General features: G+C 64.4%; 18 protein-coding genes and 1 tRNA gene. 14 read left to right on the forward strand and 5 right to left on the reverse strand.

Going from position 1 to position 21,718, the window contains the following annotated elements:
* Positions 1-291: 291 nt before the first annotated feature.
* From thrS to J2X67_RS12530, 9 genes are all read left to right on the forward strand, one after another.
* Positions 292-2,199: a threonine--tRNA ligase gene (thrS, locus tag J2X67_RS12490; protein ID WP_309953404.1), complete on the forward strand. Its 1,908-nt coding sequence runs from the start codon at positions 292-294 to the stop codon at positions 2,197-2,199.
* A gap of 103 nt (positions 2,200-2,302) precedes the next feature.
* On the forward strand, positions 2,303-2,917 hold the full coding sequence (gene infC / locus J2X67_RS12495; protein ID WP_309953670.1) for a translation initiation factor IF-3: 615 nt from the start codon (positions 2,303-2,305) through the stop codon (positions 2,915-2,917).
* 166 nt (positions 2,918-3,083) lie between these two features.
* On the forward strand, positions 3,084-3,287 hold the full coding sequence (gene rpmI, locus J2X67_RS12500) for a 50S ribosomal protein L35 (RefSeq protein ID WP_007832497.1): 204 nt from the start codon (positions 3,084-3,086) through the stop codon (positions 3,285-3,287).
* A 24-nt stretch (positions 3,288-3,311) separates the two neighbouring features.
* Entirely contained in the window at positions 3,312-3,671 is a 360-nt protein-coding gene (gene rplT, locus J2X67_RS12505) for a 50S ribosomal protein L20 (protein ID WP_012747009.1), read from the forward strand.
* Between the two features lie 114 nt (positions 3,672-3,785).
* A complete protein-coding gene (pheS, locus tag J2X67_RS12510) occupies positions 3,786-4,862 on the forward strand; it encodes a phenylalanine--tRNA ligase subunit alpha (protein ID WP_309953406.1) in 1,077 nt (358 codons plus the stop codon).
* Positions 4,863-4,907: 45 nt separating this feature from the next.
* Positions 4,908-7,349, forward strand: coding sequence for a phenylalanine--tRNA ligase subunit beta (gene pheT / locus J2X67_RS12515; protein WP_309953407.1), 2,442 nt, complete (start codon positions 4,908-4,910; stop codon positions 7,347-7,349).
* Positions 7,350-7,354: 5 nt separating this feature from the next.
* The gene (locus J2X67_RS12520; RefSeq protein WP_309953408.1) at positions 7,355-7,726 is read left to right on the forward strand and encodes an integration host factor subunit alpha; all 372 of its coding nucleotides are present in this window, start codon (positions 7,355-7,357) and stop codon (positions 7,724-7,726) included.
* Positions 7,727-7,791: 65 nt separating this feature from the next.
* Positions 7,792-8,253 (forward strand): MerR family transcriptional regulator, encoded by a 462-nt coding sequence (locus J2X67_RS12525; protein ID WP_309953410.1) that lies wholly within the window; start codon positions 7,792-7,794, stop codon positions 8,251-8,253.
* Between the two features lie 26 nt (positions 8,254-8,279).
* Positions 8,280-8,356, forward strand: a tRNA-Pro gene (locus J2X67_RS12530).
* Positions 8,357-8,688: 332 nt separating this feature from the next.
* Here J2X67_RS12530 and J2X67_RS12535 read toward each other — a convergent pair.
* Together J2X67_RS12535 and J2X67_RS12540 are read right to left on the reverse strand one after the other, a co-directional pair.
* Positions 8,689-8,964, reverse strand: coding sequence for a hypothetical protein (locus J2X67_RS12535; protein WP_309953412.1), 276 nt, complete (start codon positions 8,962-8,964; stop codon positions 8,689-8,691).
* A gap of 163 nt (positions 8,965-9,127) precedes the next feature.
* On the reverse strand, positions 9,128-9,607 hold the full coding sequence (locus tag J2X67_RS12540) for a VOC family protein (protein ID WP_309953413.1): 480 nt from the start codon (positions 9,605-9,607) through the stop codon (positions 9,128-9,130).
* Positions 9,608-9,832: 225 nt separating this feature from the next.
* Between J2X67_RS12540 and J2X67_RS12545 the strand changes: the two genes are divergently transcribed.
* On the forward strand, positions 9,833-12,868 hold the full coding sequence (locus tag J2X67_RS12545; RefSeq protein WP_309953414.1) for a PAS domain S-box protein: 3,036 nt from the start codon (positions 9,833-9,835) through the stop codon (positions 12,866-12,868).
* A gap of 15 nt (positions 12,869-12,883) precedes the next feature.
* On the opposite strand, the gene J2X67_RS12550 is transcribed toward J2X67_RS12545, so the two are convergent.
* Entirely contained in the window at positions 12,884-14,125 is a 1,242-nt protein-coding gene (locus J2X67_RS12550) for an MFS transporter (protein ID WP_309953415.1), read from the reverse strand.
* Positions 14,126-14,241: 116 nt separating this feature from the next.
* Positions 14,242-15,837: a nitric oxide reductase transcriptional regulator NorR gene (gene norR, locus J2X67_RS12555; RefSeq protein WP_409050488.1), complete on the reverse strand. Its 1,596-nt coding sequence runs from the start codon at positions 15,835-15,837 to the stop codon at positions 14,242-14,244.
* 139 nt (positions 15,838-15,976) lie between these two features.
* Here norR and hmpA point away from each other — a divergent pair, with 139 nt between their 5' ends.
* Entirely contained in the window at positions 15,977-17,161 is a 1,185-nt protein-coding gene (gene hmpA, locus J2X67_RS12560) for an NO-inducible flavohemoprotein (protein ID WP_309953419.1), read from the forward strand.
* Between the two features lie 25 nt (positions 17,162-17,186).
* Here the strand turns inward: hmpA and J2X67_RS12565 are convergent, their stop codons facing one another.
* Entirely contained in the window at positions 17,187-17,630 is a 444-nt protein-coding gene (locus tag J2X67_RS12565; protein ID WP_309953421.1) for a universal stress protein, read from the reverse strand.
* A gap of 98 nt (positions 17,631-17,728) precedes the next feature.
* Here J2X67_RS12565 and J2X67_RS12570 point away from each other — a divergent pair, with 98 nt between their 5' ends.
* From J2X67_RS12570 to ccoN, 3 genes are all read left to right on the forward strand, one after another.
* On the forward strand, positions 17,729-20,074 hold the full coding sequence (locus tag J2X67_RS12570; RefSeq protein ID WP_309953423.1) for a cation-translocating P-type ATPase: 2,346 nt from the start codon (positions 17,729-17,731) through the stop codon (positions 20,072-20,074).
* On the forward strand, positions 20,074-20,211 hold the full coding sequence (ccoS, locus tag J2X67_RS12575) for a cbb3-type cytochrome oxidase assembly protein CcoS (RefSeq protein WP_309953425.1): 138 nt from the start codon (positions 20,074-20,076) through the stop codon (positions 20,209-20,211). Before J2X67_RS12570 ends, ccoS begins: the two co-directional genes overlap by 1 nt.
* Before the next feature lie 65 nt (positions 20,212-20,276).
* Positions 20,277-21,716, forward strand: coding sequence for a cytochrome-c oxidase, cbb3-type subunit I (ccoN, locus tag J2X67_RS12580; RefSeq protein WP_309953427.1), 1,440 nt, complete (start codon positions 20,277-20,279; stop codon positions 21,714-21,716).
* Positions 21,717-21,718: the final 2 nt, after the last annotated feature.

Raw genomic sequence — 21,718 nt, forward strand, 5'->3', positions numbered from 1 at the left:
CGCGGTCACCTCGGAGCCCGGCCTGTGCCGGGCTTTTTTCGTCCGGGCTGGCAAGGCCCGATGCCGGCGGCCTGAAGCGGCAGCGGATAGAATCGCGGTCTCTGCACCCAACAAGAGCGAGAAAGGCACCCTGGTTATGACACCGCGAACTACTCCGCAAGGATTCAGCGGCTTTTTCTTCATCGAAGGAAAAGGCCGGTAGACCGCGCACGCTGGTTTCTTCCAGCTCTCACACCAGGCAAAGCGCGGCAATCACCGCGCTTTTTTTGTTTTTCCGCCCGAGGTTTTTTCATGATCCAGATCACGCTTCCCGACAACTCGCGCCGCGAGTTCCCCGGCCCGGTTTCGGTGGCCGAAGTTGCCCAGTCCATCGGACCGGGGCTCGCCAAGATGACAGTGGCCGGCAAGGTCGATGGCAAGCTGGTCGATGCCAGCGACGTCATCGACCGTGACGCCAGGCTGCAGATCATCACGCCCAAGGACGACGAGGGCCTGGAGATCATTCGCCACTCGACGGCCCACCTGGTCGGCCACGCCGTGAAGCAGCTGTACCCAACGGCCAAGATGGTCATCGGCCCGGTGATCGAAGAAGGCTTTTATTACGACATTTCGTACGAGCGCCCGTTCACGCCCGAAGACATGGCCGCCATCGAGGCGCGCATGCGCGAGCTGATTGCGCAGGACTACGACGTGGTCAAGAAGATGACGCCGCGCGCCGAAGTCATCGAGGTTTTCAAATCGCGCGGCGAAGACTACAAGCTGCGCCTCGTCGAGGACATGCCCGACGAGCAGGCCATGGGCCTTTACTACCACCAGGAATACGTCGACATGTGCCGCGGCCCGCACGTGCCCAACACGCGTTTCCTGAAGGTCTTCAAGCTCACGAAGCTGGCCGGCGCCTACTGGCGCGGTGACGCCAAGAACGAGCAGTTGCAGCGCATCTACGGCACGGCCTGGGCCGACAAGAAGCAACTCGACCAGTACATCCAGCGCATCGAAGAGGCCGAGAAGCGCGACCACCGAAAGCTGGGCAAGGAACTCGACCTGTTCCATATCGACGAAGTGGCGCCGGGCGTGGTGTTCTGGCACCCCAAGGGCTGGGCCGTGTGGCAGGCCGTGGAGCAGTACATGCGCGGCATCTACCGCGACACGGGCTACTGGGAAGTAAAGGGCCCGCAGATCCTCGACAAGAGCCTGTGGGAGAAAACGGGCCACTGGCAGAACTACCGCGACAACATGTTCACGACGGAATCGGAAAAGCGCGAGTACGCGCTCAAGCCGATGAACTGCCCGGGGCATGTGCTCATCTTCAAGAGCGACCTGCGCAGCTACCGCGACCTGCCGCTGCGCTATGGCGAATTCGGCCAGTGCCATCGCAACGAACCCAGCGGCGCGCTGCACGGCATCATGCGCGTGCGCGGCTTCACGCAGGACGACGGCCACGTGTTCTGCACGGAAGACCAGATCCTCGAAGAGTGCGTGGCCTATACGGCACAGCTGCAAAAGGTGTACGCCGACTTCGGCTTCACGGACATCCTCTACAAGGTTGCAACGCGGCCCGACAACCGCGTTGGTTCGGACGAGCTGTGGGACAAGGCCGAGCATGCGGTGATGGAGGCGCTTCGGCGTTCGGGCGTCGACTTCATCATCTCGCCCGGCGATGGCGCCTTCTACGGCCCGAAGATCGAATACACGCTGAAGGATGCCTTGGGACGCCAGTGGCAGTGCGGCACGATGCAGGTCGACTTCAACACGGCGGAGCGCCTGGGTGCCGAGTACGTGACCGAATCGAGTGGCCGCGCCCACCCGGTCATGCTGCACCGCGCCATTGTTGGCAGCCTGGAGCGCTTCATCGGCATGCTGATCGAACACCATGCCGGCGCGCTGCCCGCATGGCTCGCTCCGGTGCAGGTGGCGGTGCTCAATATCAGCGAGGGGCAGGCCGATTACGCTGCTTCAGTGGCGAAAACGCTGCAGAATCAAGGGCTTAGGGTCCAGCTGGACCTGCACAACGAGAAGATTACGTATAAAATACGCAAGCATTCGTTGCAAAAGCTTCCCTACATCCTCGTCGTAGGCGACAAGGAAAAGGAAGCTGGTGCCGTCGCAGTGCGCGCCCGGGGCAATCAAGATCTCGGTGCAATGTCCCTCGAATCGTTCGTACTACGGCTCGTTCAGGATATTGCTGACAAGCGTTGATTTGTGCCGGAAGCACCCTCATCTGTGTTTCCTGGCCCATTTTGCCGCTTGTTCGCGAGAACTGACCGGCGTCCGCTACAGATTTTGTAGCAACTTTTAAAGGATTCTGACCATCGCTACTGCATTTCGCGACCGCCGCCACCGCGAGGAACGCCAACACCGCCTGAACCGGGAAATCATGGCCCCGGAAGTCCGCCTTGTAGGCCCGGAAAACGAGCCATTGGGTGTTATGAGTCTCTCCGAGGCATTGCGCCTCGCCGGTGAGGCCGACGTGGATCTGGTAGAGGTCGTTGCCGCGGCCAATCCGCCTGTCTGCCGTCTGATCGAGTATGGCAAGTTCAAGTACCACGAGCAGAAGAAGGCAGCCGAGGCAAAGTCGAAGCAGAAGGTCATCGAGGTCAAGGAAATCAAGTTCCGCCCCGGTACCGACGATGGTGACTACAACATCAAGATGCGCAATATCAAGCGCTTTCTTGAAGAGGGTGACAAATGCAAGATCACGCTGCGCTTTCGCGGCCGCGAGATCACGCACCAGGAGCTCGGTCTGGCTTTGCTGCAGCGCATTCGCGATGAGCTCGGCGACCTTATCGTCGTCGAGCAGTTTCCAAAGCTTGAAGGCCGCCAGATGATCATGATGATCGCTCCCGGCCGCAAGAAGCCAGGCGGCGGTGCCGCCAAGCCAGCGTCGTCGGAAACGTCGGCGCCTGCAGCAGCCTGAAAAGGCGGCTGCGCGGCAGAGAAGAGATAGCAGGGTTCAAGAATTTCGCCCCTGCAGGCGCTTCGAAAGAAGTGCCGGCAGGGGCGGAGTAAAGAAGTGTCTCGGGGCCAACAAGTCCGTGGAGTATCTGCGGCGCCTCACGAGCACAAACTAAAGGAGCATTCATATGCCCAAAATGAAGACCAAGAGCAGCGCGAAAAAACGTTTCCGCGTTCGTCCCGGTGGCACCGTCAAGCGCGGTCAAGCCTTCAAACGTCACATCTTGACCAAGAAGACCACCAAGAACAAGCGTCACCTCCGTGGTGCAGTGGCAGTGCATGAAACCAACATGGTTTCGGTCGCCGCCATGCTGCCAGGCCGTGGCATTTAACTCAGACGAACAAGGAGTACACACATGCCTCGCGTCAAACGTGGTGTAACGGCTCGCGCCCGCCACAAGAAAGTTCTCGCACTCGCCAAGGGTTTCCGTGGTCGCCGCGGTAATGTCTTCCGCATCGCCAAACAGGCGGTAATGAAGGCTGGGCAATATGCCTACCGTGACCGCCGCACCAAGAAGCGCGTGTTCCGTCAACTGTGGATCGCGCGTATCAACGCCGCCTCGCGTGAACTGGGCCTGACCTACAGCCAGTTCGCAAACGGCATCCGCAAGGCCGGAATCGAGATCGACCGCAAGATGCTTGCGGACATCGCAGTGCACGACAAGGCCGCTTTTGCCGGCATCGTGGAGCAGGTCAAGGCCAAGCTGGCTGCTTGATTCTGTACAGCAGGGCGGCTGTCTTCGTGGCAGCCTCCTGCGCCCACGACACAAGGGCTGGCGCTTGAAAAGGCTCCAGCTCTTTTTTTATTTCCCCGCCTAATTTTTGTTGCTATGAACGAGTTGGACTCCCTGGTCGACACCGCACGCGTTGCCTTCGCCGAAGCGAAAACGCCCGCCGAGCTCGAGAACGCCAAGGCGCAGTTCCTCGGCAAATCCGGCCGCATCACCGAGTTGATGAAGGGCATGGCCGCGCTCAGCGTCGACGAGAAAAAGTCGCGCGGCGCCGCAATCAACGTGGCCAAGCAGGCCATCGAGTCCTTGCTTACCGACCGGCGCCAGCAATTGGCCGACGAAGAGCTTTCGCAGCAACTGCGCGCAGAGGCGCTGGATGTGAGCCTGCCTGGCCGTCGCCGCATTCCTGGCGGCCTCCACCCGGTGAGCCGCACCCTGGAGCGCATTGAGGAGATCTTCTCGAGCATGGGCTTCGACGTGGCCGACGGCCCGGAGATCGAGAGCGACTGGCACAGCTTCACCTCGCTCAACAACCCGCCGAACCATCCTGCGCGGTCGATGCAGGACACCTTCTATGTCGACCTGAATGGCGACGACGGTATTCCCTACAACCTGCGCCCGCACACCAGCCCGATGCAGGTGCGCTATGCGCATCAGCACATCAAGAAATACGCTGCCGAGTTTGCTGCGGCAGCTGCCGACACCACCGGTGCGGCCAAGGCGCCCGAAATACGCGTGATTGCACCGGGCCGCACCTATCGCGTCGACAGCGATGCCACGCATTCGCCCATGTTCCACCAGTGCGAAGGCCTGTGGCTCGGCGAAAACGTGAGCTTCAAGGACCTGAAGGTCGTGTTCACCGATTTCTGCCGCACCTTCTTCGAGAGCGACGACCTCGTACTGCGCTTTCGGCCAAGCTTCTTTCCGTTTACCGAGCCCAGCGCCGAGATCGACATCCAATTTGCGAGCGGTCCGCTGGCCGGGCGCTGGCTCGAAGTCGCAGGTTCGGGCCAGGTGCATCCGAACGTGGTGCGCAACATGGGGCTCGACCCGGAGCGCTACATCGGCTTTGCCTTTGGCATGGGGCCCGACCGGCTCACGATGCTGCGCTACGGCGTGAACGATTTGCGGTTGTTCTTCGACGGCGACTTGCGTTTTCTCTCGCAGTTCCAGTGACCTGCCCAGTTCAATACTAGAAAAACCGAATACGAGATCGAAGAGATGCAATTCCCGGAATCCTGGCTGCGCGAGTTCTGCAACCCGCCCCTCGGTAGTGCCGAACTGGCCGAAACGCTCACCATGGGCGGCTTCGAGGTCGAAGAACGCCGCCCCGTGGCACCGCCCTTCAGCCGCATCGTCGTCGGCGAAATCAAGGAAGCGGTGCAGCACCCGAACGCCGATCGCCTGCGCGTGTGCCAAGTGGACGTGGGGCAGGGCGCCTTGCTCAACATCGTGTGCGGCGCACCCAATGCGCGCGTCGGCATCAAGGTGCCTTGTGCGCTGGTGGGTGCCGAACTGCCGCCCGGCGAAGACGGCAAGCCCTTTCTCATCAAGCTCGGCAAGCTGCGTGGTGTCGAGAGCCAAGGCATGCTGTGCTCCGCCCGCGAACTGCAGTTGAGCGAAGACCATGGCGGTCTGCTCGAACTCGCCGCTGATGCACCCGTCGGCGCCAACGTGCGCGACGTGCTCAAGCTCGACGATGCGCTGCTCACCCTCAAGCTCACGCCCAACCTGGCTCACGGCCTGAGCGTGTACGGCATTGCGCGCGAACTCGCAGCGCTCACTGGCGCACCGCTCAACACGCCGGCCATCGCGCCGGTCGCACCATCGTTTGCCGACGTGCTGCCGGTGAAGGTGGAGGCGCCCGAACTCTGCGGGCGTTTTTCGGGCCGCATCGTGCGCGGCGTGAACACCAAGGTCGCCACACCGGCCTGGATGGTCGATCGCCTGGCGCGCTGCGGCCAGCGCAGCGTGACGCCGCTCGTCGACATTTCGAACTACGTCATGTTCGAGTACGGCCAGCCCAGCCATATCTTCGACCTCGACAAGATCCACGGCGGCCTCACGGTGCGCTGGGGCAAGGCGGGCGAGCAGCTGAAGCTTCTCAACGGCAACACCATCAGCGTCGACGACAAGGTTGGCGTGATCGCCGACAACGAAGCAGTCGAGTCGCTTGCCGGCATCATGGGCGGCGACGCGACCTCGGTGTCCGACGACACCCGCAACATCTACGTCGAGGCCGCGTTCTGGTGGCCCGAAGCCGTTCAGGGCCGCTCGCGCCGCTTCAACTTTTCGACCGACGCAGGGCACCGCTATGAGCGCGGTGTCGACCCGAGCCGCACGGTCGAGATCATCGAACGCATCACGCAGCTCATCATCGAGATCTGCGGCGGCCAGGCCGGCGCCATGGACGACAAGGTACTGAACGTGCCCGAAGCCATGCCCGTCACGCTGCGCGTGGCGCGCGCCGCGCGTGTGATCGGCATGCCGCTCACGCAGGCGCGATGCGCCGACGCGTTGCGCCGCCTCGGTTTCGCGCTCAACGAAGGCGAGGGCACGTTGACCGTCACGCCGCCGCCGCACCGCTTCGACCTGCTGATCGAGGAAGACCTGATCGAAGAGGTCGCTCGCCTGATCGGCTTCAACAACCTGCCGACAACCGCTCCATTGGCGCCCATTACCGCGCGCGTGCGGCCTGAAGCCAGGCGCAGCCGCTTCGCGGTGCGCCGCAGCCTGGCGGCGCTTGGCTACCAGGAAACCATCAACTTCAGCTTTGTCGAGGCGCATTGGGAGCAAGACCTCGCAGGCAACACCAATCCGGTGAAGCTGCTGAACCCGATTGCCAGCCAGATGAGCGTCATGCGCTCTTCCTTGATCGGCTCGCTGCTGCAGGTGCTCAAGTTCAACCTCGACCGCAAGGCACCGCGCGTGCGGGTGTTCGAACTGGGCCGCGTGTTCATGCGCGACGACAGCGTGGCCACCACCGACAGCACTGTGCGCGGCGTTCACCAGCCGATGCGAGTGGCTGGTCTTGCATGGGGAGATGCCGAAGAAACACGCTGGGACGGCAAGCCGCACCGTGTCGACTTCTACGACGCGAAGGGCGACGTCGAAGCATTGCTGGCGCCACTGGTGCCTAGCTTCGAGGCGGCCGAGCATCCCGCCCTGCACCCCGGCCGCTCTGCGCGCGTGCTGGTCGACGGCAAGGCCATCGGCTTCGTCGGCGAACTGCATCCGCGCTGGCGCCAGAAGTGGGACTTTGCCCTGGCTCCGGTGGTTTTCGAACTCGACCTCGACGCTGTTGCTGCTCGCCCCCTCCCCGTGGCAAAGCCTGTGCCCAAGCACCAGGCCGTCGAGCGCGACATTGCCGTAGTCGTGGCCGAGGCCGTCACGCACAATGCGTTGATGCAGACCATTCATTCGGCTGCGGCAGCCCAGGGCTTGCTGCGGGACGCCACGCTGTTCGACATCTATCGCCCCCAACCGGCGCGTGATGGTGCCGTGCCCACATCGGGCGGCCTGGCGCAAGGGGAGAAGAGCATGGCCGTGCGCCTGAGCTTCCAGGACGATAGCGCCACGTTGACGGACGAGCAGGTGGAGCCGGCCGTACGCGCCATCGTCGAACAGTTGAGCGCCAAGCTCGGCGCACGCCTGAGGGGTTGATGAGAATGAACGCTGCGGAATTCACGCTCGAAGCCCTCGAAACGCCCGCACTCACCAAGGCGCACCTGGCCGATTTGCTGTTCGAGCAGATCGGCCTGAACAAGCGCGAATCCAAGGACATGGTCGAGGCGTTTTTCGACCTCATCGCCAGCAGCCTGATCGACGGCACGGACGTGAAGATCTCCGGCTTCGGTAACTTCCAGATCCGCGTGAAGGCGCCTCGGCCGGGCCGCAATCCGCGCACCGGCGAAGCCATTCCAATCGGCGAGCGCCGCGTGGCCACCTTTCACGCGAGCGCCAAGCTCAAGGAACAGATCCACGGAAGCATCGAGCAGAGCGGCACTTCCGAAGTCGAGTGGAGCCTGGGCGCGGAATAAGTGCTTGGTGCTGCGCGGGTGCGTAGAGTAATCTCTAAGGTTTCCCGCGCACGGTCTTGATTTCAATGGAGAAAACGCTCCCGCCCATTCCCGTCAAACGCTACTTCACCATTGGTGAGGTCGGCGAACTCTGCGGCGTCAAGCCGCATGTGCTGCGCTATTGGGAGCAGGAGTTCACGCAACTGCGTCCCATGAAGAGGCGCGGCAACAGGCGTTACTACCAGCACCACGAAGTGCTCATGATCCGTCGCATCCGCGATCTGCTCTACGACCAGGGCTTCACCATCAGCGGCGCGCGCAACAAGCTGCAAGAACTCGTGCAGGGCGAACGCGACCGCCGCAAGGCGGGCATGGTGCCGCTCGAGGGAATGGAGGCCGTTGAAATCGACCAGGAAGAGTTCGATGCGGCCGTTCACGAGGACGAGCCGGGTTCTGAAAGTGCGGCTCGCACGATCGATCCGTCCCAGTTGCTGCACTTGCGGCGCGAACTCTTTGAAATTCGTGAGCTGCTGACCGTCGGACGGTGATTTCAGCCGGCTATAATTGAGAGCTTCGGTGTGTGGCGCAGCCTGGTAGCGCACTTGCATGGGGTGCAAGGGGTCGAAGGTTCGAATCCTTTCACACCGACCAACATTGCCTTGTCAAACAAGGATTTAAAAGGGCCTGGTTCCAACGAACCAGGCCCTTTTTATTTTTGCTGACAGCGCGCGGGGCCTCTACGTCAAGGCGCGCCTGCCAGACGAAGCCGGCGCCTCCTGCCGAGAGCCGAGCCGCACCTTCGCGTATTCGGCCCTCAGGATTGCCGCCTTCTTGCGCAGGCGCGCAGATTCATCAACCAGTTGGTTCGCAACTGCGTTGAGTTCCGCGATCCGTCGTGTCAGCTCGAAATTGCTTTCACTGCGCATCCCGCCATTACGAGTTGCGCGCGCTCATGGATTGTTTGGACGGGCAGTTTTCGTGCGCTAGCCCGCCTCGGCTGCCGGCATGCGGCGAGTGAGGCTTTCCGCCGCGTCTTGCAGGATCGCTTGGCGATCCGGGTCGCCGCTCACATACGGGCTCGACAGCAATTGGGCGATCAACTGGTCGAAGTAGTGCCTGACTCTTTCCGGAGCAGGATGCGCCATGTACATCGCGCGCAACATCGAGGCCATGGTGGTGATCTGTGCCTCGAACACTTCGGCTTCGCCGATGCGTTCCGCGGCGCTGGAAACCAGACATTGGTCTTCGTTGATCGTCATGTTGTCGTCGCCCGTTGTGCGGCGTTGGAGTGCGTGGTGCTCGCGCTGTGCTGCTTCGCTTGATTCCCGATGCGCGCCAGCCGGCGAATCAATATGTGCTTGAAATGAATTCTAACGTACTACATTTCAACTGCACTGGCACCCCTAGGCAAAGGAAGGCGTATCAACCGCGCCGGGCCGCCTCGATCGTCGCAATGTCGATCTTCCTCATCTCCATCATGGCTTCGAACGCGCGCTTGGCCGCCGCCGGGTTGGGGTCGGAAATGGCGGCGATCAAGGCGCGGGGCGTGATCTGCCACGACAGCCCCCACTTGTCCTTGCACCAGCCGCACTCGCTTTCCTGGCCGCCGTTACCGACAATCGCGTTCCACAGCCGGTCGGTCTCGGCCTGGTCGTCCGTTGCCACCTGAAATGAAAAGGCCTCGCTGTGCTTGAACACGGGCCCACCGTTCAGTCCAAGGCAGGGAACGCCCATCACGGTGAACTCGACCGTCAAGACATCGCCTTGCTTTCCCGATGGATAGTCGCCCGGCGCGCGATGGACTGCGCCTACCGAGCTGTCCGGAAAGGTTTCGGCGTAGAACTTGGCGGCGTCCAGGGCGTCGCGGTCATACCAAAGGCAAATCGTGTTCTTGCTGACCATCTTGGTTCTCCTTGGTTGAGAAGGCAGGTCGATGTCGGGCAACGGTTTTCGGCCAATCCGTGGAACGCACCAGACCATACGCAAATCCGCGTGTCATTGCCAGTGGCATACGGCTTGCCGACGCAGGCGGCGCCCCTGGCTTGGCTGCTGCGGAGGTGAGAAAAAAGGCCGTTGCTATCATCGAAAAATGCGGCCAGGAACAACCGTCCTCGTGAAGGAAACCAAGTGCGGCTCAAGCTGAGAACGAAGACGGCACTGCTGGTCACTTCTCTCGTGCTCGCCCTTGTCGGTGCAACGGGATGGTGGCAGTACCGCAACCTGTCCAGCGAGTACCTCAACCTGATGCGCGAGCAGCAGCAGGCGCTCACCGAAAGCGCCGCGGCCGATCTCGACTACAAGCTGGGTGTTCATGTGGCCGCTCTCGCGCGTGCGGCGCGGGAGCTGGGCGCGCGCGGCTTCGACGACCCCGAGGCGCGGCAACGCTTTCTTGCCGACGTCGACCTGCGTGCGATGTTCGACAACGCCGCGCTCGCCAACCTGGACGGCACCATCGTGGCCATCAACCCGCCGGCGAGCGACCCGCCGAACGTTGCCGATCGCGACTACTTCCGGCAAGTGCGCGACCTGCGGCAGCCGGCCATCTCCGCACCGTTGCTTACCAAGGGCGGCAAGCAGCCCGCGGTGGTCATGGCGGTTCCAGTCGAAACACCCGACGGCCGCCTCATCGGCGTACTGGGCGCAGCGCTGAACCTGCAGCGCGCCAACATGCTCGGCGACATGAGCCAGGCCACGGTCGGCCGGGGCGGCTACTACGTGATCGTCACGCGCGACGCATCTCCGCAGGTGGTCATGCATCACGATTCCACCCTGCTGCTGAAGCCGGCAAGCGCAGCTGCCGTGGCGCCAACCGATGGCACCCTGAACGATCTCGCGACGCGCGCCACCATACGCAATGCCGATTGGGAGCTGCGGCTGGTCGTGCCGGCGAGCATTGCCTACGCCCCGCTGGAGCAGGCAAGGCAAGCCTTGCTGCTGCAATTGCTGTGGCTGGGCCTGGGCTGTGCGCTCCTGGTCTGGCTGGGTACGTCATGGGTCATGCGCCCGCTGGAGGCGCTGACCAATGCGATCCGCACGCTGCGGCATTCGCCCGACAGCCAGGTCAGGCTCGATGTTGCCGCCAACGACGAGCGCGGCGAACTGGCACGCGAGTTCGACGCCTTGATGGCCGAGCTGCGCGAGCAGCGCCTCGAGGTGGCGGCAGTCACCGACGCATCGCCCGTGGGACTGTTCCGTTCAGACACTGAAGGCCGCGCCACCTACGTGAACGACGAGTACCTCGCGATCCACGGCCTGGAGCGGAAAGACGCCGCACAGGGATGGCTCACGCTGGTGCGCGAGGACATCCGCGAAAAGGTGCGCAAGGAATGGATTCGTCTTGTCAACACGCCAGAGCCATTCAGCGCGACTCGCCGGCTGCATCGCAGGGATGGAACCCGCGTGCTGGTGGCATTGAAGAGCCGGCCTGTGATCGTCGGCGGCCGCGTCCTCGGCCATGTAGGAACGGTGGCCGACATCACCGAGCGCACGCGGGCCGATCAGGCCCTTCGCACGCTCACGGCCATCTTCGACATGACGACCGACTACATTGTCCAGCTCGATGCGGCGGGCCGGCTCATCTATATGAACCCGGCGGCGCGCATCCGCACCGGGCTGCGTCTCGACGCGCCTATCGAACAGCTGAGCGCGAGCGACTTCAATCCGCCCAAGACCATCGAGAGGTTCAGGTCTGAAGTGGTGCCCACGGCACTTGCCAACGGGGTATGGGTCGGCGAGTCGATGGTGTGGGACGCCGAGCGCCGGGAGTTTCCTGTCAGCCACATGGTCATTGCGCACCGCGACAAGCACGGCAAGGTGGAGTACTTCTCGGGCCTGATGCGCGACATTTCTGCAGCCAAGGCGGCGGAGCAGGCGCTTCGCGACAGCGAACACCGCCTGCGCATGGTGACGGACCACCTGCCCGCGCTGATCTCCTACCTTGACTGGGACCTGCGCTTCAGGTTCGTCAACAAGGCTTACCAGGACTGGTTCGGTGTCGACCCCGAAAAGCTGATCGGCCGCAGCATGCGCGAGTTCTACGGAGACGAGGCCTGGGCCCAGATGGAGCCGCACCTTCGCGCGGCGCTCGCGGGGCGCCAGGTTACCTACGAGCGAAGGGTGATGGGCCCCGGTGGGCGCCGCGACATTCAGGCCACGCTGGTTCCGGAGCGCAACGAACAGGGCAGGGTCATGGGCCTCTACACGCTGGACAGCGACATTACCGCGCACCATGAGGCAGAAGAAGCGCTTCAGGAGAGCGAAGCCCGCCTGCGCACGGTGGCCGATGCACTGCCCATGCGCGTGGCCTACATAGACGCGGACGAGCGCTACCGCTTCAACAACCTGGCCTACGAGCGCGAATTCGGCCTCTCGCGCGACCAGATCCAGGGCCACACCGTGCAAGAACTGCTTGGCGAACCCGCCTACGAGAGCGTGAAGCCGCACATACGCGCCGCGCTGGCCGGCGAAGTGGTCACCTTTCAGAGTGAAGACACGCAAAGCGACAGCTACAACTGCTACGAGGCCCAGTACATTCCGCAGCCGGCCGCCAATGCCGACACCATCGTCGGCTTCCACGCCGTCATCACCGACATCACGCGCCAGAAGCTCGAGGAAAAGCGCCTGGTCAACCTGGCGCAGATCGATCCGCTCACCGGACTTGCCAACCGTGCGGGCTTTCAGGCGCGCCTGGGCGAGGCCATGGAGCGCAGCCGCGGCGCCGGTGCGCTGATGGCGCTGATGTACCTGGACATCGACGGCTTCAAGCAGGTCAACGACCAGTTCGGCCACCAGGCGGGAGACGAGCTTCTTAAGGCCTTCTCTAACAGGCTGTCGCATGGGCTGCGCTCCACCGATATTCGCGCGCGCCTCGGCGGCGACGAGTTCACGGTGATCATGGAAGGCCTGCCCAACACCGACATTGCAGTGTCTGCTGCCGCGAAGCTCGTCGCGGCCACACAAGCACCGTTTGCCATCGAGCAGCAGCAACAACCTCAGCTGACGATCAACATCACATTGAGCATCGGCTTGGCGTTCTACCAAGGCGGCGACGCGGACGCCGCCACGCTGGTCAGGCGCGCGGACGAGATGCTCTACCAGGCCAAGAGATCGGGTCGCAACAATGTCCAGGTGGCGCCGCTGCCGGTGCAAGACGAGCGCCCATAGCCAGGGCCGGGCTCGCTACCCCGCCGGCTGCAGGCGCGGTTGCTTGCCCGCGTGGTCCGTTCGGGGGAACGTGAGTGCGATGAGCACTGCGCCAAGCCCCACGGCCATGGAGCCGATGTACATCCAGGCATAGCTGCCGTAGCGGTCGAAGAGCCAGCCGCCCAGCACCGGACCCAGCGCCATGCCAAGGCTGGAGAGCATCGACGCCGCGCCCAGCACCGTGCCCAGGATGCGGGGGCCAAAATAGTCCCGCGCCAGCACCGCATAGAGCGGCATCACGCCGCCATAGGCAAGGCCAAAGACAATGGCCACGGCATAAAAGCCGCCGAGCCGGCTGACCAGCAGATAGCTGGCAGCGGCAAACGCCTGGATCAGCAAGCCTGCGACAAGCACTCGCTTGGCGCCTACCCTGTCTGCCAGCACGCCGAAGAGCAGTCGCCCACCCAGCCCGGCTGCGCCTTCCATGCTGTAGATGGTCACTGCCGCGAAGGTAGGAAGGCCGCAGCCGATGGCGTAGCTCACCGTGTGGAAGATCGGCCCCGAATGCGCCGCGCAGCAGGCGAAGAAGGTAATTCCGAGCACGAGGAAAGCACGCGAGCGCAGCGCCTCCCCGACTTTCATCTCAGGCGCTTGGGTTGCCCCGCCAGCGGTGGTGGAGGCCGCGCCGGGAACTGCGCGAACAAGCCAAACTGCGGGCAGCAGCACAACCCACGCACCAACGCCGATGATCAACTGCGCCATGCGCCAGTCGTAATGCGTTACCAGCCACGCAGCCAGCGGAGAAATGGTCATCGGCGCCACGCCCATGCCTGCCGAGACGAGCGAGACGGCGAGGCTGCGATGCTTGTCGAACCATGACGCGGTGGTTGCGATCACCGGTGCGAAGAAGCTGCCCGCGGCAATGCCCATCATCACGCCGTAGAAAAGCTGGAACTGGAGCAAGCTCGATGCGCGGCTGGCAAGCACTGTCGAAAGCCCCAGCAGCACCGTGCCCGCCAGCACCACCACGCGCGGGCCGTAGCGGTCGCTCAATGCGCCCCAGCCAAAACCGGCCACGCCCATGCTCAAAAAGGCCAGCGTCATGGCACTCGAAATGCCGGCGCGCGACCAGCCCGTGGCCGCGCTCATGGGCTCGAGAAAAACCGCCAGCGAGAACAGCACGCCAATGGCAACGCAGGTCATCAGCGCGCCGGCGGCAACAATGGACCAGTTCGAATCGAGCGCGTCAGCCGGGCGCGCGGAGGCACGGATGTTCATCGTCTTGCTCCGGAAGGAATGTAATGGTGAACCAATCGGTTTACTGTACAGCCCTTTTGTTTTTTCCGCAGCGCCTTTTTTTGTGCCTCGCCGATCGAGCGGAGGCTCTTGCGGTGCTATTGCTCGTCGCCCGAGGGGCGCACCCCCAGCTTTCGCAACGTGCGGTGGAAGTTGCTGCGGTCGATGCCGGCCTCGCGTGCAGCGTTGGCCACATGCCCGTTGTGCCGCGCCAGCGCATCGGCGAGCCACGCACGCTGGAAGGCCGCTGTTGCTTCGCGCAGCGTGCCGCCGCCCGCAGTGCCTGTGGAGCTCGCGTGCCCATCGAGCGCCGGCGTCTGTGCCGATGCAACCGGCACAGCCGGCTCCACCGCATGCCCGCCGCTCGCCGCGGCATCCAGCGCCAGGTGGTGCGGCTCGATGGCCGTCCATCGCGCGCCGCGGCCCTGCTCTGTAAATGCCCTGAGGGCCGCGCGGCTGATGACGTGCTCGAGCTCGCGCACGTTGCCTGGCCAGCTGTGCGCAAGAAGGGCGGCCTTCGAGGCCGGTGAAAGCCGCAGGTTGCGCGCGCCAAGGCGATGCTGGTTCTCCTCGAGAAAGCCGCCCGCCAGGGCGACCACGTCGCGCCCGCGTTCGCGCAGCGGCGGCACGACCAGCGGATACACCGAGAGCCGGTGATAAAGGTCGGCGCGAAAACGCCCTTGCGCAATCGCGGCGGGCAGGTCGCGGTTGGTGGCCGCAATCACGCGCACGTCGACCTTCAGCGTCCGGTCACTGCCGGGCCGCTGCACCTCGCCGCTTTGCAGCACGCGCAAGAGCTTGGCCTGCACCGTCAGCGGCAGTTCGCCCACTTCGTCCAGAAAGAGCGTGCCGCCATCGGCTATCTCGAACTTGCCGTTCCGGTCTTGCACTGCGCCGGTGAACGCGCCGCGCTTGTGGCCGAAGAGTTCGCTGTCGGCCAGTGTCTCGGGAAGCGCCGCGCAGTTCACCTGCACCAGCGGCTGCTCGCGCCGCCTCGAAAGCGCATGAAGGCGCTGTGCCACCAGGTCCTTGCCCACGCCCGTTTCTCCGAGCACCAGCACCGTGAGGTCCGACGCGGCGACCGTGTCGATCTCGCTGCACAGCTGCTTCATTGCGGCGCTGCTTCCGAGCAGTTCGCGCGTGGCGCCGCGCCCCGAGCGCAGGGCCTGCACCACGGCCTGCTCGCGCATGGCGCGCGCTTCCATCTCCTGGATCGTCTGGGCCGACTCGATGCCGGTTTCCACCAGCGCGACAAGAGCTTCGAGTTGCGCCGGGCTCACTGATTCGAATGCGCCGGGCTCCAGCGCATCCAGCGTCAGCAGGCCCCAGAGCGCACCCCGCAAGCGAAGCGGCGCGCCCATGCAGTCGTGCACAGGCAGGATTCCCGGCTGTCCCGCCACAAGGCCGTCGTAAGGGTCGGGCAGGGCGCAATCGTGCGCAAAGCGCAGGCCTTGTTCGCTCTCCAGCAGGCGCGCAAAGCGCGGATGCGACGCCACGGGAAACTGCCGCCCCAGGGTCTCGTCGCTCAGGCCGTCCACCGCAAGCGGACGCAGCACGTCGCCGTCCAGCCGCAGTAGCGCGGCGGCATCACACCGCACAAGGCCCCGGGCCGCGGCCAGAAGCGAGCGGAACCGCTGCCCTTCGGAGGCTGGCGATGCCGCTGAAGTGGTCAAATCGACACTGCCTGTGGTCATAAATACAACGCGAGTATTGTTGCGAATTTGACCACGTATTCAAAATCCCCAATGCCGGCGGGCACTTGCGCCGGTGGCCGCGACTGGCACGGTTCGTGAGAAAGAAGGAGCATCTCAACTGCCGATCCTCGAGCCACAGATGAACCCGCAGACCATCGCCATCGTCAAAGCCACCGTACCCGCACTTCAGGCGCACGGGGAGGCCATCACCAGCCACTTCTACCGGATCATGTTCGAGGGCCATCCGGAAGTGAAGGCGTTCTTCAACGAGGCGCACCAGGCCGCCGGTAGCCAGGCGCGCGCGCTCGCCGGTGCGGTGCTGGCCTATGCCACGCACATCGACCGGCTCGACGAAATCGCCGGTGCGCTGCCGCGCATCATCCAGAAGCACGCAGCGCTGGGTGTGCTGCCCGAGCACTATCCGGTGGTGGGCGGCTGCCTGTTGCAGGCCATCAAGGACGTGCTCGGCGACGCCGCAACCGACGAGATCATTGCTGCATGGGGCGAGGCCTACGAGTCGCTCGCGGCGATCCTGATTGCCGCGGAAGAAGAGGTCTATCGCAACAACGCCGCCCAGACTGGCGGCTGGCGCGGCGAGCGCGAGTTTCGTGTCGCCCGCCGCGAGAAGGAGAGCGAAGTCATCACCTCTTTCTACCTGGAGCCCGTCGACGGCGGCCCGCTCCTCGCCTTTTCGCCCGGCCAATACCTCACGCTGGTGCTCAACATCGACGGCGAGCCGCTCCGGCGCAACTATTCGCTGTCCGATGCGCCGGGCAAGCCGTGGTACCGCATCAGCGTCAAGCAGGAAGAGGGTGGCCGTGCCTCGAACTGGCTGCACGGGAGCGCAACCGTTGGAACCATCCTGAAAGCGCAGGCGCCCTGCGGCGACTTCGTGCTGCAGCCCGCGGGCAATCAGCCGCGCCCGCTGGTGCTGGTAACGGGCGGCGTCGGCATTACGCCGGCCATGAGCATGCTCGAATCCGTGGCGCACACCGGTCGCCCGGTGCACTTCATTCATGCGGCGCGGCATGGCGGCGCCCACGCATTCCGCGAGCGGGTCGACGCGCTGGCGGCGCAGCATGCCAACGTGAAGCCGCTCTACGTGTACGACACGCCGCGTGAATCCGACCGGCCGCATGCAACAGGCTTTGTCACGCGCGAACTGCTTGGGCAGCAACTGCCGGCCGACCGCGATGTCGACCTGTATTTTCTCGGCCCCAAGCCTTTCATGAAGGCGGTGTATGCCAACAGCCTCGAGCTGGGCGTGCCCAGGCAGCAGTTGCGCTACGAATTTTTCGGCCCGCTCGAGGCGCTCGAGGCATAAAGCGGCGAACCGGGGCTTGTAGCGCCTACCGGAGCACAAGCACCGGCAATGCCGAGTGCGCCAACACGTGCTGCGTCTCGCTGCCCAGCAGCAGGCGCTTGATGCCCTTGCGGCCGTGCGAGGCCATCACGATCAGGTCGCACTTGTGCTTTTTTGCGGCCGCGACGATCGATTCCGCCACCAGGTCGGAGTTGACCGTTGCCGTCTTGATTCGCACCCCGCTTTGCTCTGCACGCGATTTCACGGTGTCGAGCATGGCCTGGGCCTTGTCGGCCCACTGCTTCTCGACACGGCCGATGTCCTCGGGCGAGAAAGCCACCGCGCCTTCGAAGTAGCCTTTGGGGTAGCGCGGAATCACGTTGATCGCCACCAGGTCGGCGTCGTGCGTGGCGGCCAGCGCAATGGCGCTCGTTACGGCTTTTTTGGAGAGCGTCGAACCGTCGGTGGCGACGAGGATGCGTTTGAACATGAGGGGCTCCGAAGATTGCGCCCAGCTTAGGAACGCGGCGGCTCCGGGGGTTGATGCAGATCAAAGGGCGCCTTGGCGGCCGCCCTTAGCCTTGCCCGATGCAAGCTGCGCTCGCCCCGTTTTCGCCGCCTTCTTCTTCGGCTTCTTCAACCACGCCGGCCTCCGGCGAGGCATTGCGGGTGTTGGACGACCCCATCGAGTGGCCGGCATTCAGCCACCTTGCCGAAGGCGATCCGGCCACGGGCCGATGGGAATCGCAGACCGTGGTCGAGGGCATGCACTGCGCCGCTTGCGCGTTCACCGTCGAGGCCGCCTTGCTGCAAGTGCCGGGCGTGCTCGAAGCGCAGGTCAATGCCGCAAACCGGCGTGCCCGCGTCGTGTGGTCGGCTGCGGCCACGCGGCCTTCGCGCTGGTTCGAGGCCGCAGCCGCGGCCGGATACCCGCTGTTGCCGGCTTCGAACAGTTCTGCCCGCGAACGTCGTGCAAGGGACCTGCGCCTTGCGCTCTGGCGCTGGCTGGTGTCCGGCTTTTGCATGATGCAGGTCATGATGTATGCCTACCCGGCCTACATCGCGCAGTCCGGTGAGATGACGGCCGACGCAGCGCAGTTGCTTCGCTGGGCCTCCTGGGTGCTCACGCTGCCGGTGCTGTTCTTTTCATGCGGGCCATTTTTTCGCAGCGCATGGAGCGACCTTCGCCATGCGCGCATCGGCATGGACGTGCCCGTTGCCTTCGGCATCGGCATTACCTTTGCCGTCAGCACCGCGGCCACCTTCGACAGTGGGGGCGTGCTGGGCGCCGAGGTGTTTTTCGATTCGCTCACCATGTTCGTGTTCTTCCTGCTCACGGGCCGTTGGCTCGAGGCGCGACTGCGGGACCGCACCGCCGGCTCGCTCGACGCGGTGATGAACCGCCTGCCCGACAGCATCGATCGGCGTGGCGCAGGGGGCGACTGGCAGCGTGTGGCCGTCGGCCGCCTGGCGGTGGGCGACGTGGTGCGCGTGCTGCCGGGCGAAGCCTTTCCAGCGGATGGCGTGCTGATCGAAGGCAACACCAGCACCGGCGAGGCGCTGCTCACCGGTGAATCGCGCCCGGTGCCGCGCACATGCGGCGAACGCGTTCTCGCGGGCAGCCACAACCTGTCGGCCACCGTCCAGGTGCGGATCGAATCGGTAGGCGAGGGCACCCGCTTTGCGCAGATCGTCCGGCTGATGGAAAGCGCCGCATCGAGCAAGCCGCGGCTGGCCCGGTTGGCCGATCGCATCGCGCGGCCGTTTCTTGTTCTGGTGCTGTTGGCGGCCATGGGCGCTGCGGCGTTCTGGTGGCATGCGGACACCGGCAAGGCGCTGATGGTGGCCGTGGCAGTGCTCATCGTGACATGCCCTTGCGCGCTTTCGCTTGCCACGCCCGCAGCCATGCTCACCAGCGCTGGCGCGCTCGCCCGCGGCGGCGTGCTCACTTCGAACCTGCAGGCGCTCGAGGCGCTGGCAGCCGTGGATACAGTGGTCTTCGACAAGACGGGCACCTTGACCGGCGACACACCGCGCCTCGAACGCGTGTATTGCCGTCAGGGCCTGCGCCCCGGCGACGCGCTGGAGATAGGCGCTGCGCTCGGTGCGCACTCCCTTCACCCCGGGGCGCGTGCGCTGGTGAACGCATGGAACGCGCAGTTCCGCACGCCACCGGCATGGGCCGTGACGCAGCCGGCCGAACTCGCGGGCCTTGGGCTCGAAGGCCTGCTTTGCCGCGGCTGCGTCGACGAGGGCACCGCACAACGTGTGCGGCTCGGCTCCGCAGGCTACTGCGGGGTGACGCCGCTCAAGGTCGACGCGCCGCAGGTTCACCTGTGCGACGAGCAGGGCTGGATCGCGAGCTTCGTGCTCGCTGAAGAACTGCGCGCCGATGCAGCCTCCGCCGTGGCGGCGCTGCAGGCAGAAGGCATTACGGTGCGCCTGCTTTCGGGCGACCGCGACAGCGCCGCCCGCGAAATTGCCGCGCGCGCCGGCATCGAGTTTGCGCAGGGCGATTGCAAGCCCGAAGACAAGCTGGAGGCCCTGTGGCGCCTGCAGGCGGAGGGCCGGCAAGTCGCAATGGTGGGTGATGGCCTCAACGACGGCCCTTCGCTGGCACGCGCAAATGCATCCTTCGCCTTCGGCAACGCGGTGCCGCTTTCGCGCGCGCGCGCCGACTTCGTGGTGCTCGGCGATGCGCTGGAGGCCATTCCACGCACCATTGCGCAGGCGCGCCGAACGCTGCGCGTGGTGCGCCAGAACCTTGCCTGGGCCGCGGGCTACAACGCCCTGTGCGTGCCGCTGGCCGTGGCGGGGTGGCTGCCCGCGTGGCTCGCGGGCCTTGGCATGGCCGCCAGCTCGCTGGTGGTGGTGCTCAACGCGGCGCGGCTCGCCGCACCGGCCAACGCACCTGCGGGTGGAGCAGGGCGCTGATGGACATCCTCTTTCTACTCATTCCGCTGTCGGTCATGCTGGTGCTCGTCATTCTTGGCGGGCTGTGGTGGGCCATTGAACGGGGCCAGTTCGAGGACGTCGACATCGAGGCCGACCGCATCCTGCGCGGCGATTGATCTGCATCAAACCCTGTGTCGGGTTGCAAAGGGACACTGCCTGCAGTTCACCAACAGGCACCACGATGCAAGAACCCAATCCCCCCGCAGCGGTCTACGACGACACCGTCGTGCGGCAGTTCGCCCTCATGTCCGTGGTCTGGGGCGTGGTCGGCATGCTCGTCGGCGTGATCATCGCCTCGCAGCTGACCTGGCCCGAGCTCAACCTCGGCATTCCATGGCTCGGCTACGGACGCTTGCGCCCGCTGCACACCAACGCGGTGATCTTCGCGTTCGGCGGCTGCGCGCTCATGGCCACCAGCTTTCACGTGGTGCAGCGCACCTGCCAAGTCCGGCTGTTTGCGCCGGGGCTCGCATCGTTCGTGTTCTGGGGCTGGCAGCTCGTGATCGTGGCTGCCGCCATCAGCCTGCCGCTCGGCTACACCACGGGCAAGGAATACGCCGAGCTCGAATGGCCCATCGACATCCTGATTGCAGTGGTGTGGGTGGCCTATGCGGTGGTGTTCTTCGGAACCATCGGCGTTCGCAAGGTGCGCCACATCTACGTTGCCAACTGGTTCTTCGGCGCGTTCATCATTGCCGTGGCGTTGCTGCACATCGTCAACAGCGCAGAAATTCCTGCCGGCTGGATGAAGAGCTATTCGGCCTATGCGGGCGTGCAAGACGCCATGGTGCAGTGGTGGTACGGGCACAACGCGGTGGGCTTCTTCCTCACGGCGGGCTTTCTCGGAATGATGTACTACTACATCCCCAAGCAGGCTGCGCGCCCGGTGTATTCGTACCGGCTTTCCATCGTCCACTTCTGGGCGCTCATCTTCACCTACATGTGGGCCGGCCCGCATCACCTGCACTACACGGCGCTGCCCGACTGGACGCAATCGCTCGGCATGGTGTTCTCGCTCATCCTGCTGGCACCCAGCTGGGGCGGAATGATCAACGGCGTGATGACGCTCTCGGGCGCATGGCACAAGCTGCGCACCGACCCGATCCTGCGCTTCCTGATTGTTGCGCTCTCGTTCTACGGCATGGCGACCTTCGAGGGCCCGATGATGTCCATCAAGACCGTCAACGCCCTGAGCCACTACACCGACTGGACCGTCGGCCACGTGCATGCGGGTGCGCTGGGCTGGGTGGGCTTCATCACCATGGGATCGCTCTACTACCTGATCCCGCGCATGTACGGCCGCACCGAGATGTACAGCGTCAAGGCCATCGAAGCCCACTTCTGGGTGGCCACCATCGGCATCGTGCTGTACATCGCGGCCATGTGGATTGCCGGCGTGATGCAGGGCCTGATGTGGCGCGCCATCAACCCCGACGGCACGCTCACCTACACCTTTGTCGAGAGCGTGAAAGCCACCTTTCCGTTCTACCTGGTGCGGCTGGTCGGCGGCCTCCTGTACCTCGGCGGAATGCTGGTCATGGCGTGGAACGTGTGGATGACGGTCATTTCCGGCCGCTCGGTGCGCGCCGTGATCCCGGCAGCCGCCATTGCCCACGCCTGAGA

This window comes from Variovorax sp. 3319, from assembly GCF_031456585.1.
Classification (GTDB): Bacteria; Pseudomonadota; Gammaproteobacteria; order Burkholderiales; family Burkholderiaceae_C; genus Variovorax; species Variovorax paradoxus_P.

Bases quoted from the DNA above. Each gene is read 5' to 3' on its own strand.
- thrS (WP_309953404.1), top strand. From the start codon at position 292: ATGATCCAGATCACGCTTCCCGACAACTCGCGCCGCGAGTTCCCCGGC.
- rpmI (WP_007832497.1), top strand. From the start codon at position 3,084: ATGCCCAAAATGAAGACCAAGAGCAGCGCGAAAAAACGTTTCCGCGTT.
- rplT (WP_012747009.1), top strand. From the start codon at position 3,312: ATGCCTCGCGTCAAACGTGGTGTAACGGCTCGCGCCCGCCACAAGAAA.
- pheS (WP_309953406.1), top strand. From the start codon at position 3,786: ATGAACGAGTTGGACTCCCTGGTCGACACCGCACGCGTTGCCTTCGCC.
- pheT (WP_309953407.1), top strand. From the start codon at position 4,908: ATGCAATTCCCGGAATCCTGGCTGCGCGAGTTCTGCAACCCGCCCCTC.
- J2X67_RS12520 (WP_309953408.1), top strand. From the start codon at position 7,355: ATGAACGCTGCGGAATTCACGCTCGAAGCCCTCGAAACGCCCGCACTC.
- J2X67_RS12525 (WP_309953410.1), top strand. From the start codon at position 7,792: ATGGAGAAAACGCTCCCGCCCATTCCCGTCAAACGCTACTTCACCATT.
- J2X67_RS12535 (WP_309953412.1), bottom strand. From the start codon at position 8,964: ATGACGATCAACGAAGACCAATGTCTGGTTTCCAGCGCCGCGGAACGC.
- J2X67_RS12540 (WP_309953413.1), bottom strand. From the start codon at position 9,607: ATGGTCAGCAAGAACACGATTTGCCTTTGGTATGACCGCGACGCCCTG.
- J2X67_RS12550 (WP_309953415.1), bottom strand. From the start codon at position 14,125: ATGAACATCCGTGCCTCCGCGCGCCCGGCTGACGCGCTCGATTCGAAC.
- norR (WP_409050488.1), bottom strand. From the start codon at position 15,837: ATGACCACAGGCAGTGTCGATTTGACCACTTCAGCGGCATCGCCAGCC.
- hmpA (WP_309953419.1), top strand. From the start codon at position 15,977: ATGAACCCGCAGACCATCGCCATCGTCAAAGCCACCGTACCCGCACTT.
- J2X67_RS12565 (WP_309953421.1), bottom strand. From the start codon at position 17,630: ATGTTCAAACGCATCCTCGTCGCCACCGACGGTTCGACGCTCTCCAAA.
- J2X67_RS12570 (WP_309953423.1), top strand. From the start codon at position 17,729: ATGCAAGCTGCGCTCGCCCCGTTTTCGCCGCCTTCTTCTTCGGCTTCT.
- ccoS (WP_309953425.1), top strand. From the start codon at position 20,074: ATGGACATCCTCTTTCTACTCATTCCGCTGTCGGTCATGCTGGTGCTC.
- ccoN (WP_309953427.1), top strand. From the start codon at position 20,277: ATGCAAGAACCCAATCCCCCCGCAGCGGTCTACGACGACACCGTCGTG.